Source organism: Citromicrobium bathyomarinum (genome assembly GCF_038594485.1).
GTDB classification, from domain to species: Bacteria; Pseudomonadota; Alphaproteobacteria; order Sphingomonadales; family Sphingomonadaceae; genus Alteriqipengyuania; species Alteriqipengyuania bathyomarina_A.
In genome coordinates, this window is the sequence record NZ_JBCFZG010000001.1 from 676,159 (window position 1) to 691,058 (window position 14,900).

The window sequence follows — 14,900 nt, forward strand, 5'->3', positions numbered from 1 at the left end:
CGGCACTCGATTACGCAAAGGTTAGCTTCAGCGCGTGAACCGCTGCGCAATGTCGAGCAGCGCGATGGCGGCCTGGGCAGCCTCGCCACCCTTGTTCTTCTGCGCCGGATCGGCGCGGACCTGCGCCTGGATCTCGTTCTCGACGGTCAGGATGCCGTTGCCGATCGCGATCCCGTCCATCGTCAGCGCCATGATCGCGCGCGCGCTCTCGCCAGCGACGATCTCGAAATGATAGGTCTCGCCCCGGATCACCACGCCGATGGCGACGAAGCCGTCGTACTGGCCGCTCTCCGCCGCCAGCGCGATGGCACCGGGAATTTCGAGCGCACCGGGGACGGTCAGCACCTCGGTCTGGTGCCCGGCTTCCTCCAGCGCCGCGCGCGCGCCTTCGATCAGCTGGTCATTGAGATGGCTGTAGAAGCGCGCTTCGACGATCAGGAATTTTGCCACAGGATCACTCCGGAATAGGACGTTCGCCCACTACACAGATGCCGTAGCCTTCAAGGCCGACGACATTGCGGTGGGAATTGGAAAGCAGGGTCATTTCGGACACGCCGAGATCGGCAAGTATCTGTGCGCCGATACCGTATTCGCGCAAGGTTTCGCCCGACTCCGGCGTGCCTGCCACTTCGCGGCGCAGGTTTTCGGGCTGGCCGGGCATCAGGCACACGATCAGCCCGCTTCCCTCCTCACCGATTACGCGCATTGCGCGCTGCAGGGTGTCGCGCTTGTCGCCCTCCCGGCCGAGCACATCGTCGAACAGCGAGATGCGATGCATGCGGACCAGCGTCGGCTCATCGGGCAGCACACGCCCCTTCTGAAGCACCACGGACACGCTGCCATCGACCGTGCTGCGATAATTGATCGCGCGCCATTCGCCGCCATGCTGGCTGGTAAAGGTGCTCTCGCCCGCGCGCTCGACCAGATGGTCGTGCTTCATCCGGTATTCGATCAGGTCGCGGATCGTCCCGATCTTGAGCTTATGGCGGCGAGCAAAGTCGATCAGGTCTTCGAGACGCGCCATCGAGCCGTCGTCGTTCATGATCTCGCAGATCACGCCCGAAGGGTTGAGCCCGGCAAGGCGCGAGATATCGACTGCCGCCTCGGTATGGCCAGCGCGGACCAGCACGCCGCCATCGCGCGCAATCAGCGGGAAAACGTGGCCCGGGGTGACGATATCCTGCGCGCCCCGCGTAGGGTCGATCGCCACGGCAACGGTGCGCGCGCGGTCTGCGGCGCTGATCCCGGTGGTGACGCCTTCACGCGCTTCGATGCTGACGGTGAAGGCGGTTTCGTGGCGGCTGCCATTGCTGCGGCTCATCAGTTCGAGGCCGAGTGCCTCGACGCGCTGGCGCTGCAGCGTCAGGCAGATCAGACCGCGTCCGTGGGTCGCCATGAAATTGACCGCATCGGGCGTTGCCATCTGCGCGGGGATGACGAGATCGCCCTCGTTCTCGCGGTCCTCGTCGTCGACCAGCACGAACATGCGGCCGTTGCGAGCTTCCTCGATGATCTCCTCGATCCCGACCAGCACCGGCGCGTCTTCCTGCGCGTCGAGAAAGGCGTCGAGCTTGCGCAGCGTTTCGGCCGTGGGGTTCCAGTCCGGCTCGGCGCAGTCGCGCAGCGTGTTCGCATGAAGCCCCGCCGCACGGGCGAGAGCGGCGCGGGTCATGGCGCCGGACGCGATAGCGTCGCGGACGCGGATGATGGTTGATTCGCTCATGGCGGCGACAGGTATCACATTAGAATGTGATTACGGAACCCTCGGATCACATTCTGATCACAAAGGAGGGAAATGGTGGACGCACTAGGGCTCGAACCTAGGACCCGCTGATTAAGAGTCAGCTGCTCTACCAACTGAGCTATGCGTCCACATGCGGGCAAAACCGCGCGCCGATTCGTCGGCGGAGCGGTGCACATAATCGCTGTGGCGAAAGGTGCAAGCCCCCAAATTACCGCAATCGCCCGAACGGCTCGGTTCAGGTCGACAACAGGCCGCCGCCGCGACCCTGCGTCGTCCAGCGATGGATCATCATCAGCGCGCCGAGGCACAGCATGTTGGTCATCATCGACGAACCGCCGTGGCTCATGAAGGGCAGGGGGATGCCCACCACGGGCGCCATGCCCATGACCATCATCAGATTGATCGCGATGTAGAAGAACATCGTCGCAACCATGCCCGCCGCCAGCAGCCGGTCGAACCGGTTGTTGGCGTTGCGCGCGACTTTCAGGCCCCAATACAGGATCAGGCCGAAGCAGACGAGCACGAACACCCCGCCAAGGAAGCCCCATTCTTCCGCCATCGTCGCGAAGACGAAGTCGGTGTGCGGTTCGGGCAGGTATTGCAGGTGGCTCTGCGAGCCTTCGTTGAAACCCTTGCCGGTGAACCCGCCCGATCCGATCGCAATCTTGGACTGGGTGATGTGATAGCCGCTTCCCAGCGGGTCGCTTTCGGGATCGAGGAAGGTGGTCACGCGCCGCTGCTGGTAGGGCTTGAGCGCGAAGTTGTACGCCAGCGGCACGGCTACTGCGGCAGCGGCACCGGCGCCCAGGAACCAGCTCATCGGCAGGCCTGCGAGGAACATCACCACCGCGCCAGAGAATACAATCGCCAGCGCGGTACCCAGATCGGGCTGCATCAGCACGAGCAGCGCGGGCATCACGATGATCACCCCGGCGGGCAGCAGCGCCCGCCAGGACGAGAACATGCCCGTCGGAAGCGTATCGTAGAACCGGGCGAGGGCGAGCGCCACCGTCGGCTTCATCAATTCGGAAGGCTGGATACGGATCGGTCCGATCTCGAGCCAGCGCTGGCTCCCCCCGCCGACCGCACCCATCGCCTCAACGCCCAGCAGCAGGACCAGCACGGCGACATAAGCGGGATAGGCGACGAATTTGGCGAAATCGCGCGGCAGGCTCGCGATGACCAGCGCGACCACCATGAAAATCGCGAAGCGCAGCAGATGTGTCGATGCGAAAGGCGAAAAGCTGCCCCCCGCCGCCGAATACAGCACGGCCGAGCCGAAGCAGGTCAGCAGGATCAGGGGAATCAGCATCGACCATGGCTGATTGGCGACGGGTGCCGGAATTACAGAGTTCATTCCGCGTCTCCCGCAGGTGCCTGCTGATTGGTGCCCGGCGCCTGCTGATCGGGCTCTTCGGGGCGGCGAGCACGGCGCGGATTCTTGCGCGCGAACGCTTCGCTGCGCTGCGCCTCAAGCCGGGCTTCGGCGTCGACGCGCGCCTGAATTTCGCGATCGGCGGGCGGGCTGGCCGGGACCGCCTCGCCCGCTGCGCGTGCGTATTCGGCGTAGCGGCGCTGGAGCCGTTCCTGCGCGGTGCCGCCCCATTCCTTCTCCAGCGCGGTCAGCGCATCGAGGCCTTTTTGCGGGTCGAACATGAAGGTCATCACGTCGCGAGCGATGGGGTAGGCCGCGCCAGAACCGCCGCCGTGCTCGATCACCACCGCACCGGCATAGCGCGGATTGTCGAACGGGGCGAAGAAGATGAACAGGCCGTGGTCGCGATATTTCCACGGGCCGGTCTTGCCGTTGGAAATGCTCAGCGAGACGACCTGCGCCGTCCCCGTCTTCCCCGCGATCAGGACGTTCTCGATCGGCAAACGGGCGCGGCCCGCCGTACCCGGGCCGTTGACCACATCGCTCATCGCCTTGCGGATATAGGCGATCTGGTCGGGCTTGAAATCGAGCGATGGCGCGGGCTTGGGCTTGTCGGTCTTGATCAGGGCCGGTTCGAAATGGCGGCCCGTCGCGATACGGGTTGCCATGACCGCCAGCTGCAACGGGCTGGCAAGGTAATAGCCCTGGCCGATCGAGGCGTTGACCGTGTCGTAGGGCTGCCACTGCTGGTCGTATTTCTTCAGCTTCCACGCCGGATCGGGGACGGTCCCGTAAAACTGGCTGGCGACGGGCAGGTCGAATTCCTGCCCGAGGCCGAAGCGACGGGCATAATCTGCGACCTTGTCGAACCCGACCTTCTGCGCGAAGTGATAGAAATAGCTGTCGCAGCTCTGGTAGATGCCCTTGGCCATGTCGACGCGGCCGTGGTTGCTCCAGCAGTTGAAGAAGCGGTTGCCGATCCGCCGCCCGCCGCCGCAGATGATCGTTTCATCGGGGTCGATGCCTTCGTGCATGAACGCCATGGCATGCATCGGCTTCACGGTCGATCCGGGCGGGTAGAGGCCCTTGAGCACCTTGTTGCGCAGCGGCACCCGGTCGTTTTCGCTCAGCATCGCGTATTCGACGCTGCCGATCCCGTCGGAAAAGCTGTTGGGATCGAAACTGGGCATCGAGGCCATGCAGAGCAGATCGCCGCTACGGCAATCCATCACCACCACCGATCCGCTTTCCAGGCCCAGACGCCGCGCTGCATAATCCTGCAAGGGGCCGTCGATGGTCAGCTTGATCGGGTCGCCCTGCACATCGGGACGGGTGCTGAGATCGCGCACGATCCGGCCCGAGGCGGTCACCTCGACACGCCGAGCACCGGGCTTGCCGCGCAGCGTCTGCTCGAACTGCTTTTCGAGCCCGTCCTTGCCGATTTTGTAACCCGGCGTGATCAGCAGCGGGCTGCGGTCCTTCTCGAACTCCTCACGGCTGGCTGCGCCGACATAGCCGATCAGGTGCCCGACAGAGGGGCCGGTGGGATAGTAGCGCGAAAAGCCGCGCTGCGGGACGACGCCGGGCAGCTCGGGCAGGCGGATGCTGACCGCGGCGAACTTGTCGTAATCGAGCCCGCTGGCGACCTCGATCGGCGCATAGCCGGCAGATTCGTCGATCTTGGCATGCAGATCGCGCATCTTGGCTTCGTCGAGACCCAGCAGCTTGCCCAGCGTGTCGAGCTCGCGCACGCGGTCCTGCAAACGCTCCGGAATGATGTCGACGCGGAAGTCGGCCTGGTTCGAGGCGAGCGGTGCGCCATTGCGATCGAGTATCCACCCACGGCGCGGCGGGATCAGCGTCAGGTTGACGCGGTTGCTCTCGCTTTCGACCGCGTATTTGTCGTTCTCGGCAATCGCGAGATAGCCCATCCGCCCGGCGAGCAGCATGCCCACCGACAGACCGCCCAGGCCGAGCGCAAAGCTGCGCCGGTCGAAACTGTCGGTCAGCACGCTTTCGTTGAGAATTTTCTTGGTCAGGCCGAGGGGCATCAGGCGATGGTCCGCAAACGCATATTACGAAGTCTGTCCAGTCTCGAAACGATGAACGCGATGAAGGGGTAGGCGACGATGGAGAGCAGCAATTGCGGCACGACGCTGGCGAATAGCGGCAGCGTAAGCCGGCTGCCCGAAACCAGCGTGGTCGCGATGATGTAGACCACGGCGATACCCGCTGCGATCGCCCAATCCTGGGCGAAACCGCGCCAGGGGAAGCGAATGTCTATGATCTCGATCACCAGCATCGTTGCGGAGAACAGGAGGATAGCAGAGCCGAATGGCTGGCCACTGAACAGATCGTCGCACATGCCGAAAACGATACCCGACCAGATCGGAAGTACGCCGGGGCGCAGCAGCCGCCAGGCGAGCAGGAAGAGGAAACCGAGCGGCGGCAGGAGCGGCCCGGCGGTGGCGATGGGGATGCTCTGCAAATAGGACGCGAGCAGGATCGTCGCCCACGGAACGACGACGAGCAGGAACGGCGACTGATCCCGGTTGATCTGGCGACCACTCTTGCCGCGCCGGGTCTTGTAGGCGCGCCGGTCGATCATTGGGCCTCGGGCTCTTGCGCCCCTCCGTCGACCGTGTCGTTGGTGCCCAGGGATTCCTCGATCGGGGTTGCCGCGCCGCGCCGCGCGTCCGGCTGCCACAGGGGCTCGACCGCCACGAAGTCGGTCGCGGCGGGATTGCTGATGATCCGCGCGACGGCGCCGTCGTCGGTCAGGCGGGTCACGATGGCGACCGCGATGCCCGGACGGTAGAGACCGCCAGCGCCGCTGGTCACGAACACGTCGCCTCGCTTCAATGGATTGATGCCGAGATTGATCAGGCGAATGTTGATCAGGCCGTCGCCGCGCCCCTCGGCGAAGGCGACCGTGTTGTCGCCCGCGCGGCGCACGGGCAGCACGCTCTCGCTATCGGTGATCAGCAGCACCCGCGCCGAACTGCGCGAAGCCTCCAGCACGCGGCCCACGATACCGCGCTCGCTGCGCACCGGCATGCCGGGCTTGACGCCCGAGGACCGGCCTGCGCCGAGATAGGCGAAGCGGCGCGTGCTCGAACTGCTCGACCCGACCAGGCGCGCGACCGCAACCGGCTTCACGTCGGTCGTCTGCAGCCCAAGCAATGCCTTGAGGCGGCGGTTTTCTTCCTCGACCGCCTTGGCTTCGGCCAGGCGTATGCGCGCAATCTCGACCTCTTTCTTGAGATCGGCGTTTTGCTGGCCTGCTTCCAGGAAGCCCTGGACCGAGTCGATAAAGCCGCGCCCGCCGCTCCGGCCCGCCGCGTTGGCGCGCGATACCGGTTGCGTCGCATCGCTGAACAGCCCGCGCAGCCCGCTGAACGTGGTCGGCTGGACCAGCGAGACCGTCAGCAGCGCAATGCCGAGAAGAATCGCGAGCACGACCAGCACGTAGCCGGTGAAGGCCCCGTACTGGGCCTTCTTGGAGTGCCCCGATATCCGCTGCTTCGACCCCGACAGGGCCATATTCCCTCCGTACCGTTAAGGCTTGCCGCCTCAGGCTGTCATCAACACGCCGCGGAACACCGGGTCTTCCATCGCCCGACCGGTGCCGATCGCGACGCACGAAAGCGGATCTTCCGCGATGCTGACGGGCAGGCCCGTTTCTTCGCGCAGGTGCTCGTCCAGCCCGGTGATCAGCGCACCGCCGCCGGTGAGGACGATTCCCTGGTCCACGATGTCGGCAGCGAGTTCGGGTGCGGTGTTTTCCAACGCGATCCGGACGCCTTCGACGATCGCACCGATAGGCTCGCTCAGCGCTTCGGCGATATGCGACTGATTGATGGTGATCTCTTTCGGAACACCATTTACGAGATCCCTACCCTTGATCGTGATCGATTCACCGATCCCGTCGGCGGGGGCCACGGCCACACCATAATCCTTCTTGATCCGCTCTGCGGTCGATTCGCCGATCAGCAGGTTATGGTGTCGGCGCACGTAGGAAACGATCGCCTCGTCCATCTTGTCGCCGCCGGTGCGGACCGAGGTGGTGTAGGCGAGACCGCGCAGCGAAAGCACCGCGACTTCGGTCGTGCCGCCGCCGATGTCGACCACCATCGAACCCACAGGCTCGGTCACGGGCATGTCGGCGCCGATCGCGGCGGCCATCGGTTCGAGGATCAGGTACACCGCGCTCGCGCCGGCGTTGCTCGCCGCATCGCGGATCGCGCGACGTTCGACCGAGGTCGAGCCCGAGGGGACGCAGATGGTGATTTCGGGATAGCGGAACAGGCTGCGCTTCCCGTGCACCTTGCGGATGAAGTGCTTGATCATTTCTTCCGCGATTTCGATGTCCGCGATCACCCCATCGCGCAGCGGCCGGATCGCCTCGATCGAGTCGGGCGTCTTGCCCATCATCATCTTGGCATCGTCGCCAACGGCCTTGACCCGCTTGATCCCGTTGAGCGTCTCGATGGCAACCACCGAAGGTTCGTTAAGGATGATTCCCTGGTCGGGCACGTAGACCAGCGTATTTGCGGTGCCGAGATCGATCGCCATGTTCTGCGTACCGAACTTCAGAAGATTCGAGAAGAAACCCATAGCTATATGTATTCCGTACCGATTGCGCGATCGGCCTTGACTGGGGTTGAAGGGACGAGCCGGTTCAGCCGGGCTTGCAAGCGAGGCCTCTATCGTCCCCTAGCGAAAAACGCGATGCTTTTAAGCAGAAAATGGGCGTAAGTGCGCGGAGCCCGTCGAATTTTTCCACCGCTTCGACTATCCCACGGCAAATGCCCACCATCAGACGACTGCCAGAAGCGCTGATCAACCGCATTGCTGCGGGTGAAGTTATCGAGCGTCCGGCCGCCGCACTCAAGGAATTGCTGGAGAATGCGATCGACGCCGGGGCGACGCGCATTGCCGTGTCGCTGGAAGATGGCGGGATCGGTGCGATCGAAGTGGTCGACGATGGCTGCGGGATGGATCAGGGCGCGCTCGCGCTCGCGCTCGAACGGCATGCAACCTCGAAACTGCCCGAAGACCTGGTCGGGGAAGGGCACGCGCTGGAGCGAGTCGCCACGCTCGGCTTTCGCGGCGAGGCACTCCCGAGCATTGCCAGTGTGGCGCGCTTCACGCTCGAAAGTCGCCCGCACGATGCGGAGCAGGGCTGGCGGCGAGTCGTCGATCACGGGCGCGTGCTGGAAGACAAGCCTGCCGCGCTCCCGCCCGGCACCCGTGCGCGGATCGAGGATTTCTTCCGCGAGGTGCCCGCGCGCCGCAAGTTCCTGCGCACCCCGCGCAGCGAATATGCCGCGTGTCAGGATATCGTCCGCCGCCTCGCGATGGCGCGGCCCGAGGTGGGCTTCACTTTCTCCAACAATGGCCGCCGAAGCCTCCAGCTCCAGCGGGGCGAGTCGCTGCCCGATCGCGTGGTCCAGCTGATCGCGCGCGAGTTGCAGGACAATTCGGTGCCGATCGACCTCGCGCGCGGCGATATGACGCTGACCGGGCTCGCGGGCCTGCCGACCTACAACCGGGGCGTGGCGGACCATCAGTACCTGTTCGTCAACGGACGCCCGGTGAAGGACCGGCTGCTGGTGGGCGCGGTGCGCGGGGCCTATGCCGAAATGCTCGCGCGCGACCGTCACGCGGTGCTCGCGCTGTTCCTCGACCTGCCGCCCGAAGATGTCGACGTGAACGTCCACCCGGCCAAGAGCGAGGTGCGCTTCCGCGATCCGCAGGGCGTGCGCGGGATGATCGTCGGCGGACTGCGCGCGGCACTCTCCACCGGAGACAAGCGCAGCGCACAGGCACCCGATGCCTCGGCGATGGCGAAGTGGCAGGCCGAGCCGCTATCCCCCTCCCCATATGGGGAGGGGTTAGGGGAGGGGGCTGCGCCTTCTCCCGCATGGCCTGGCACACCTCACCCCACCCCCTTCGCTCAAGGGGAGGGGCTCTTGTTGCGCGAAGCTTCACTGGCATTCGGCGCGCCGCAAGGCCGCGCGATCGAAGCGGAGGCCCCGCTTGAAGACGCGCCCGACTATCCCCTCGGCATCGCGCGCGGGCAGATCGCCAACACCTATATCGTCGCCGAAGCGGCCGACGGGCTGGTGCTGGTCGATCAGCACGCGGCGCACGAAAGGCTGACGCTCGAACGGCTGCGCAATGCCGATGCGGGCGCCGCCGCATCACGCAGCCAGGCGCTGCTGATGCCCGAGGTCGTCGAATTGTCGGAGGCCGAGTGCGACAGGCTCGAAGCGATCGCCGTCGATCTCGACCGGATGGGCCTCGCGATCGAACGCTTCGGCCCCGCCGCCATGCTCGTGCGCAGCTTGCCGCACGCACTGCCCAAGGCCGACCCGCACGCGCTGCTGCGCGACATTGCCGACGATCTGGCGAAGAACGGAATCGACGGTTCGGGCGAGGGGGGCGGCTCGCTCCTCCTGACCGAGAAGATCGAATACGTCCTCGCGACCATGGCGTGCCACGGATCGGTCAGGGCAGGGCGCACCCTGCACGTCGAGGAAATGAACGCGCTCCTGCGCGAAATGGAGCGCACCCCGCGCTCGGGCCAATGCAACCACGGCCGCCCGACCTGGGTGAAGCTGTCGATGGAAGAAGTCGAGAAACTGTTCGGCCGGCATTAGGCGCGCGGAGGGGGGCGAGACAGGATCCCGTGATCGGCTTTCGTTCGGGAAACGGACTGTCGGCTATCGACACCATAGCGGAACTCAGGACGATCCATTAAGTCGGGGAAATGATCTCGGACCCAATAAAAACAATAGATACTGCTTTTGGTTGGCGGGGCTTTCCCGGCGGCATGTTCTATCACGCTCCGTTTGGCCTCCGATTTGAATTGGGCGGCGAACTGGAGGGGACGCTCCGCTTCCTCCAAGCTCTCGACCGCGCGAGAACCGTCGCTTCATCCCTATTTCTAGATTCCGACACACTGGTTGCGATAGTTTCTGTCTACGGAGAGAAATGCGCTACGAGACGGCAGTTGGCGGCGATCCGGCAGTTGGAGCAGATTGGCTTTCGGCATCCTTTTGGGACGCCTGCCAAGGTCGCGGAAAACGATCAGGATCATATCGCCGAGTTCGGCGGAGACCTCTATCGTTATTGGTATGCGGCGCAGTTTACCAATGACGAAGCATCGGTCACCGCTCTTCTGTGGGCAAGTGTCGCTCGAGAAATGGATATCAGGCCCAAGGCGCGTTGGATTGATACGATTCACATAGCCGACATCCATAAGCGGCTCGCTCTCACTGCTTATGACGACAGAGGGATGGATGTGATTGGACCGACTGGCTCGGCGCTTTCGTCGATTTACAGAGAGTTCAATTCATGGCTCTTAGACTATGACCGCGCCGAGATGGACGCGAAGTTCGCGGTTTAATGCACCGCCGGGGAAGTCCGCTTGCCACCCCATAACCTGACGTAGCAGGTTCCCCCCTCCGAGCCTCGAAGCGACCGACGACTCTGGCGCATCGAAAAGCGCACCCCGCCCTTGCTCTCGCGGCGCGAAAATGGTCTGTCATCCAACACATTAGATAAAATGCTCGGGGGAGACATTGATGCGTTTGGGGATGGGGTTTGGAGTCGGGCTGGTCGCAGCACTGGGCATTGCGGGGTGTTCTAACGAGCCGGGGGATACCGAGGCGAAGGATCGCGCCGATGCGGAAGCCGTGGCGCAGGTGATCGCGCAGCAGACGCCGCCGCCCGTCGAACTGGCGCTTCAGCCGATCACTTACGAGGACATCACCAAAAACAGCGCGATGGAGGGGGCAGGGTGCTCCTTCACGCCCGGCGGCGAGGAAGACCCCTTCGCCATCCTAGGCGACAGCATGGGCTTCGTGAAGTTCGAAGGCAGCATCCAGCGGCTTGCCGCCGACGCGGGCAGCAAGGAAGGCCCCTTTGGAACGCGGGTGAAATACGACGGGCGCAATTATTCGCTGCGCATGACGATCGACGAAGCCGCGAAAGAGGTTGGCGAGGGCGACAACAACTGGGTCGCGCCCGCGTCGCTCACGATGCTCGACGGTTACGACCGCGAAGTGGCGAGCAGCGAGGGCCGCGTCGCCTGCGGCGGATAGGTCAGTCAGTGGGGGCTTCGGGATCGCGCACGCGAATGATCCCGTTGCCCACCATCGACATCACCGGTTCGTCGTGCTGGTTGAACGTCGTCTGGCGCGTCTTGGTGAAGCCCATGTGCGGCTTCGATTTGGATTGCCGCTTCTCGATCAGCTCCGATTCCACCCGCAGCGTGTCGCCCGGATAGACCGGCTTGTGCCAGCGCATCTCGTCTATTCCCGGCGACCCGAGCGAAGCCATCTGCTGCGTCGAGAAATGTTCGACCATCATGCGCATAGTCATCGCGCAGGTGTGCCATCCGCTGGCCGATAGCCGCCCGAAATAGGTCTGCGCCGCCGCCTCGTCGTCGAGATGGAAGGGCTGCGGATCGTACTTGGAGGCGAATTCGATCACCTCTTCGCGGGTAACCTCGTAATGGCCGAAAGACGCCTTGGTGCCGACTTCCAGATCCTCGAAATACTGCATGGATAACGCCCTCGGGTGGTCAGAGGAGTGCGCGTAGCAGCATCCAGATTCCCATGGCAATCATCGCGAGGTTCTCGGTCAGCGAAACGAAGCCAAGCGGCACATTGCTGCCACCGCCGACGCAGGCGCACTTGATCTCGCGCTTCTGCACATAGACCGCATAGAACACGCTGACCGCGCCGACCGTACCGATGAACAGCGCGATGGGGATCGACAGCCAGGGCAGCAGGTGCCCCACCATAAGTACCGCCGCCAGCGCCTCCAAATACGGGTACGCATAGGCATAGGGCACCCACTTTCGCCCCAGCAGGTCGTAGCCGACGAACATGGTCGAAAACTGCTCGACGTCCTGCAGCTTGAGCATGGCGAGCATCGCCATCGAGAACGCGACGAACCATTCGATCGTGCGGACCGAAAGACCGTCGAGCACGCCCAGGCTGAGCGTGACCGCGAGCGCCGCCGCCACGGCGAATACGGCGAGCACCGGGCGGTAACTGGTCTCGTCCGGGTCTTTCACCGGCTTGTCGAAGTACCGGCGCAGATCGTCGTGACCACCGATCCGCTCACCATCGATGAAGGTCTGCGGGGTCGTCTTTACATCGTGCTCGGCCTTGAACGCATCGGTCTCTTCCCGCGTGGTGAGGTGGTGGTCCTCGACCGTGTAGCCATTGCTTTCGAGCAGCGCCTTGGACTTGATGCCATAGGGACAGACATGCTTGTCCATCACCATGCGGTAGAGTTTTGCAGTCTTTGCCATGGAACTCAGATATACCCCCCAGGGGTATATTTCAACCGGCCCGGAATTCGGGTACCTTGCCCTCGCTGCCAAGGTCCGGAATGATCCGGTAACGGGCAAGAATGAAGCTGAAGAGGCCGAACAGCAGCAGCCCGATCGCGGTGATAGTGAACCAGATACCGTTATCCGCCAGGCTCGCCACGGCATCGCCGATAGTCTTCACCTGATCGCTGCCCTTGGACATGAACCCGGCGCCGACCAGCGACCACCCGATGACGACGAACACCACCGCCCGTGCAAGATATCCCGCACCGCCGATCCAGCGGGTGAAGTCGGGCGCTTGCGGGCTGATACGGTTCATGAAGCTGCCGGTGATGCCCTTCTTCGCCTGATTGAACGCTGCGATGAAGAAGGTGAGACCGAGGAGGCCGATCAGGACCCCGCCGAACTCGACACCCAATACGCCGGCTGCAGCCTCCTGCGCGCCGCCGCCACCGGAATTCCTGTTGGTCGCGAACTTGAAGGCGGACCATGCCAGCGCGAGGTGTCCGATGGCGCTGCCCGCATGGCCGATCCGCTTGCCCCAGCCTTTGGCGTCGCTGCCTTCGTTCTCGATATCGAACAACGGAGAGCAGAAGCGGAACAGCGCGTAGCCGAACAGGCCGAACACCATGATCCACAGGATCACGACGCCCGCCGGGAAATCCTCGATCGCCTTGAAGATGCCTGCCGTACCTTCGGCAATACGCCCCGCGCTGGTCAGCGCGATCAGGCCCACCACGGTATAGAGCACCGCTCGGCTGAAATAGCCCACCCGCACGAGCCAGCTGAATTTTTCGGACTTGTCGACCACGAACATCTCCCCTTGGTTCTCATGGCCAACGGGGCAGATGCGCTATTGTGCCCGGACTTAAGTAATTGCGAGATTTGCCGAACCGGCTTCGACCTCGGCACTGGCGCGGCGGCTAAGCGTGCCGCCCGGCGTCGACACCTGATCGAGGACGAGGAAATCGGTGCGCCAGCTTTCGGGCGTCACCTCGCACACGCCGTAGCCGCGCTGGTCGTTGATGAACTTGAGCTCCGGGTTCTCGGCAAGGATGCGGTCGCTGCCCGGGCGCTGGTCCTGCCCGTCGCCGCCGCTGCTGATCGAGGTCAGCACGCATTCGACGCCCACTGGCTTGTCGTCGGACATCAGCAGTCCGGCGTAATTCTGATGTTCGTCTCCGGTCAGCACCACGGCGTTGTCCACCTTGGCGAGCCGCTTCATCAGCCGTTCGCGCGGAGTGTTGTAGCCGGCCCAGCTATCGAGGTTGTACATCAGCTCGGGCTGGTCGTCGTAGGTGCGGCGGTTGAGCGGCATCATCATGATCTGCTGCGCGATGCAGTTCCAGCGGGCATCCTTGCGCATCAGGTTCTCGTCGAGCCACTTTTCCTGCGCCGCGCCCAGCACGGTCGCGTTGCGATCATACACGCCCTCGCACGGCTCGACGCCCCAGCGATCGTCGCACGGCTGGTCGGAGCGGAAGCTGCGCGTATCGAGCACGCTGATCGATGCCAGATCGCCGAAAGCGAACCGACGGTTGGCGAGCGACAGCGGGCCATGCGGCAGTGCCCGGCGGCGCACCGGCATATTCTCGTACCAGGCCTGCATCGCCGCCTGCCGCCGCAGGGCGAAGACGTCCTGCGGGATCGAGCCGTCCTGCGCGTAATCGTCGACCCAGTTGTTCTCCACCTCGTGATCGTCGAAGCTTTGCAGGAACACCTGCGAGGATCGCGCCGCCTGCAAGTCGAGGTCCATCAGGTACTGCGCATAATGCTGGCGATAGTCGTCCAGCGAAATGACCTCGCGCAGCCGATGCTCGCGCACCTTGGGGACGGGCAGCCGCTCGGGCCCGTAATTGTAGTCGTACGAGTACTCGTAGATGAAATCGCCATAGTGGTAGACGAAGGCCAGATCGTCTTCCGCAATGTCGCGGTAGGCGGTGTAGAAGCCGCTCTCGTAATGCTGGCATCCGCACACGCCGAAGCGCAGCTGCGAGACGGCGGCACCCGCAGGAGGCAGCGTACGCGCACGCCCGACCAGCGAGCGATCCGCACCGATGGTGAAGCGATACCAGTAGGGGCGATCTGGCTTGAGGCCCGACACCTCTGCATGGACGCTATGGCCCAGTTCGGGCCGGGCAAGCTCGGTGCCCTTGGCGACCACGGTGCGGAAGCGATCATCCTCCGCCACTTCCCAGTCGACGGGGAGGGCGGACATCGGCACGCCCGCGTGCGGTTCGAAAGGTTCGGGCGCAAGGCGGGTCCACATCACGAACCCGTCGCTCGCCGGGTCGCCCGACGCGACGCCCAGCTTGAAGGGGTATTCGCGGAACCAGCTCTGCGCGAGCAGGATCGACGGAGACGAGAATGCCGCCACGGCGGCGCCTGCGGCAGTGGAGCGGATGAGCGCGCGACGGGTGAGCATGTTT

The 14,900-nt window shown here is 64.1% G+C and carries 14 protein-coding genes and 1 tRNA gene; 3 read left to right on the forward strand and 12 right to left on the reverse strand.

All coding sequences use genetic code 11. The features are described 5' to 3' along the window. Positions 1 to 27: 27 nt before the first annotated feature. From ribH to AAG591_RS03415, 8 genes are all read right to left on the reverse strand, one after another. The gene (gene ribH / locus AAG591_RS03380; RefSeq protein WP_342529557.1) at positions 28 to 450 is read right to left on the reverse strand and encodes a 6,7-dimethyl-8-ribityllumazine synthase; all 423 of its coding nucleotides are present in this window, start codon (positions 448 to 450) and stop codon (positions 28 to 30) included. Positions 451 to 454: 4 nt separating this feature from the next. Then, positions 455 to 1,723 carry a 3,4-dihydroxy-2-butanone-4-phosphate synthase gene (gene ribB / locus AAG591_RS03385; protein WP_342529559.1) on the reverse strand — a complete coding sequence of 423 codons (1,269 nt, stop codon included), beginning with the start codon at positions 1,721 to 1,723 and terminating at the stop codon, positions 455 to 457. A 73-nt stretch (positions 1,724 to 1,796) separates the two neighbouring features. Continuing rightward, a tRNA-Lys gene (locus tag AAG591_RS03390) sits at positions 1,797 to 1,872 on the reverse strand. Between the two features lie 107 nt (positions 1,873 to 1,979). Next, entirely contained in the window at positions 1,980 to 3,101 is a 1,122-nt protein-coding gene (gene rodA / locus AAG591_RS03395) for a rod shape-determining protein RodA (protein WP_342529561.1), read from the reverse strand. Continuing rightward, the gene (mrdA, locus tag AAG591_RS03400) at positions 3,098 to 5,170 is read right to left on the reverse strand and encodes a penicillin-binding protein 2 (protein ID WP_342529563.1); all 2,073 of its coding nucleotides are present in this window, start codon (positions 5,168 to 5,170) and stop codon (positions 3,098 to 3,100) included. The genes rodA and mrdA overlap by 4 nt, the downstream gene beginning before the upstream one ends. Next, the gene (gene mreD / locus AAG591_RS03405; RefSeq protein WP_342529565.1) at positions 5,170 to 5,727 is read right to left on the reverse strand and encodes a rod shape-determining protein MreD; all 558 of its coding nucleotides are present in this window, start codon (positions 5,725 to 5,727) and stop codon (positions 5,170 to 5,172) included. The genes mrdA and mreD overlap by 1 nt, the downstream gene beginning before the upstream one ends. After that, positions 5,724 to 6,662, reverse strand: coding sequence for a rod shape-determining protein MreC (gene mreC / locus AAG591_RS03410; RefSeq protein ID WP_342529566.1), 939 nt, complete (start codon positions 6,660 to 6,662; stop codon positions 5,724 to 5,726). The genes mreD and mreC overlap by 4 nt, the downstream gene beginning before the upstream one ends. A gap of 30 nt (positions 6,663 to 6,692) precedes the next feature. Continuing rightward, entirely contained in the window at positions 6,693 to 7,736 is a 1,044-nt protein-coding gene (locus AAG591_RS03415) for a rod shape-determining protein (protein WP_342529567.1), read from the reverse strand. 191 nt (positions 7,737 to 7,927) lie between these two features. Between AAG591_RS03415 and mutL the strand changes: the two genes are divergently transcribed. From mutL to AAG591_RS03430, 3 genes are all read left to right on the forward strand, one after another. Next, complete coding sequence (gene mutL / locus AAG591_RS03420; RefSeq protein WP_342529568.1) at positions 7,928 to 9,784, forward strand: DNA mismatch repair endonuclease MutL; 1,857 nt, start codon at positions 7,928 to 7,930, stop codon at positions 9,782 to 9,784. A 110-nt stretch (positions 9,785 to 9,894) separates the two neighbouring features. Continuing rightward, complete coding sequence (locus AAG591_RS03425) at positions 9,895 to 10,533, forward strand: DUF3885 domain-containing protein (protein ID WP_342529569.1); 639 nt, start codon at positions 9,895 to 9,897, stop codon at positions 10,531 to 10,533. Positions 10,534 to 10,711: 178 nt separating this feature from the next. Next, complete coding sequence (locus tag AAG591_RS03430; protein ID WP_342529570.1) at positions 10,712 to 11,230, forward strand: hypothetical protein; 519 nt, start codon at positions 10,712 to 10,714, stop codon at positions 11,228 to 11,230. Between the two features lies 1 nt (position 11,231). Here the strand turns inward: AAG591_RS03430 and AAG591_RS03435 are convergent, their stop codons facing one another. From AAG591_RS03435 to AAG591_RS03450, 4 genes are read right to left on the reverse strand one after another with little or no spacing between them, the layout of a single operon-like run. Further along, positions 11,232 to 11,693 carry a MaoC family dehydratase gene (locus tag AAG591_RS03435; protein WP_342529571.1) on the reverse strand — a complete coding sequence of 154 codons (462 nt, stop codon included), beginning with the start codon at positions 11,691 to 11,693 and terminating at the stop codon, positions 11,232 to 11,234. 19 nt (positions 11,694 to 11,712) lie between these two features. Continuing rightward, on the reverse strand, positions 11,713 to 12,450 hold the full coding sequence (locus AAG591_RS03440) for a MauE/DoxX family redox-associated membrane protein (protein ID WP_342529572.1): 738 nt from the start codon (positions 12,448 to 12,450) through the stop codon (positions 11,713 to 11,715). 31 nt (positions 12,451 to 12,481) lie between these two features. Continuing rightward, positions 12,482 to 13,288 (reverse strand): DUF1206 domain-containing protein, encoded by an 807-nt coding sequence (locus AAG591_RS03445; protein WP_342529573.1) that lies wholly within the window; start codon positions 13,286 to 13,288, stop codon positions 12,482 to 12,484. Positions 13,289 to 13,339: 51 nt separating this feature from the next. Beyond that, positions 13,340 to 14,896 (reverse strand): alkaline phosphatase D family protein, encoded by a 1,557-nt coding sequence (locus AAG591_RS03450; RefSeq protein WP_342529574.1) that lies wholly within the window; start codon positions 14,894 to 14,896, stop codon positions 13,340 to 13,342. Between the last annotated feature and the right edge of the window lie 4 nt (positions 14,897 to 14,900).

Bases quoted from the DNA above. Each gene is read 5' to 3' on its own strand.
- ribB (WP_342529559.1), bottom strand. From the start codon at position 1,723: ATGAGCGAATCAACCATCATCCGCGTCCGCGACGCTATCGCGTCCGGC.
- mreD (WP_342529565.1), bottom strand. From the start codon at position 5,727: ATGATCGACCGGCGCGCCTACAAGACCCGGCGCGGCAAGAGTGGTCGC.
- AAG591_RS03415 (WP_342529567.1), bottom strand. From the start codon at position 7,736: ATGGGTTTCTTCTCGAATCTTCTGAAGTTCGGTACGCAGAACATGGCG.
- mreC (WP_342529566.1), bottom strand. From the start codon at position 6,662: ATGGCCCTGTCGGGGTCGAAGCAGCGGATATCGGGGCACTCCAAGAAG.
- mutL (WP_342529568.1), top strand. From the start codon at position 7,928: ATGCCCACCATCAGACGACTGCCAGAAGCGCTGATCAACCGCATTGCT.
- AAG591_RS03440 (WP_342529572.1), bottom strand. From the start codon at position 12,450: ATGGCAAAGACTGCAAAACTCTACCGCATGGTGATGGACAAGCATGTC.
- AAG591_RS03435 (WP_342529571.1), bottom strand. From the start codon at position 11,693: ATGCAGTATTTCGAGGATCTGGAAGTCGGCACCAAGGCGTCTTTCGGC.
- AAG591_RS03430 (WP_342529570.1), top strand. From the start codon at position 10,712: ATGCGTTTGGGGATGGGGTTTGGAGTCGGGCTGGTCGCAGCACTGGGC.
- rodA (WP_342529561.1), bottom strand. From the start codon at position 3,101: ATGAACTCTGTAATTCCGGCACCCGTCGCCAATCAGCCATGGTCGATG.
- AAG591_RS03425 (WP_342529569.1), top strand. From the start codon at position 9,895: ATGATCTCGGACCCAATAAAAACAATAGATACTGCTTTTGGTTGGCGG.
- AAG591_RS03450 (WP_342529574.1), bottom strand. From the start codon at position 14,896: ATGCTCACCCGTCGCGCGCTCATCCGCTCCACTGCCGCAGGCGCCGCC.
- AAG591_RS03445 (WP_342529573.1), bottom strand. From the start codon at position 13,288: ATGTTCGTGGTCGACAAGTCCGAAAAATTCAGCTGGCTCGTGCGGGTG.
- mrdA (WP_342529563.1), bottom strand. From the start codon at position 5,170: ATGCCCCTCGGCCTGACCAAGAAAATTCTCAACGAAAGCGTGCTGACC.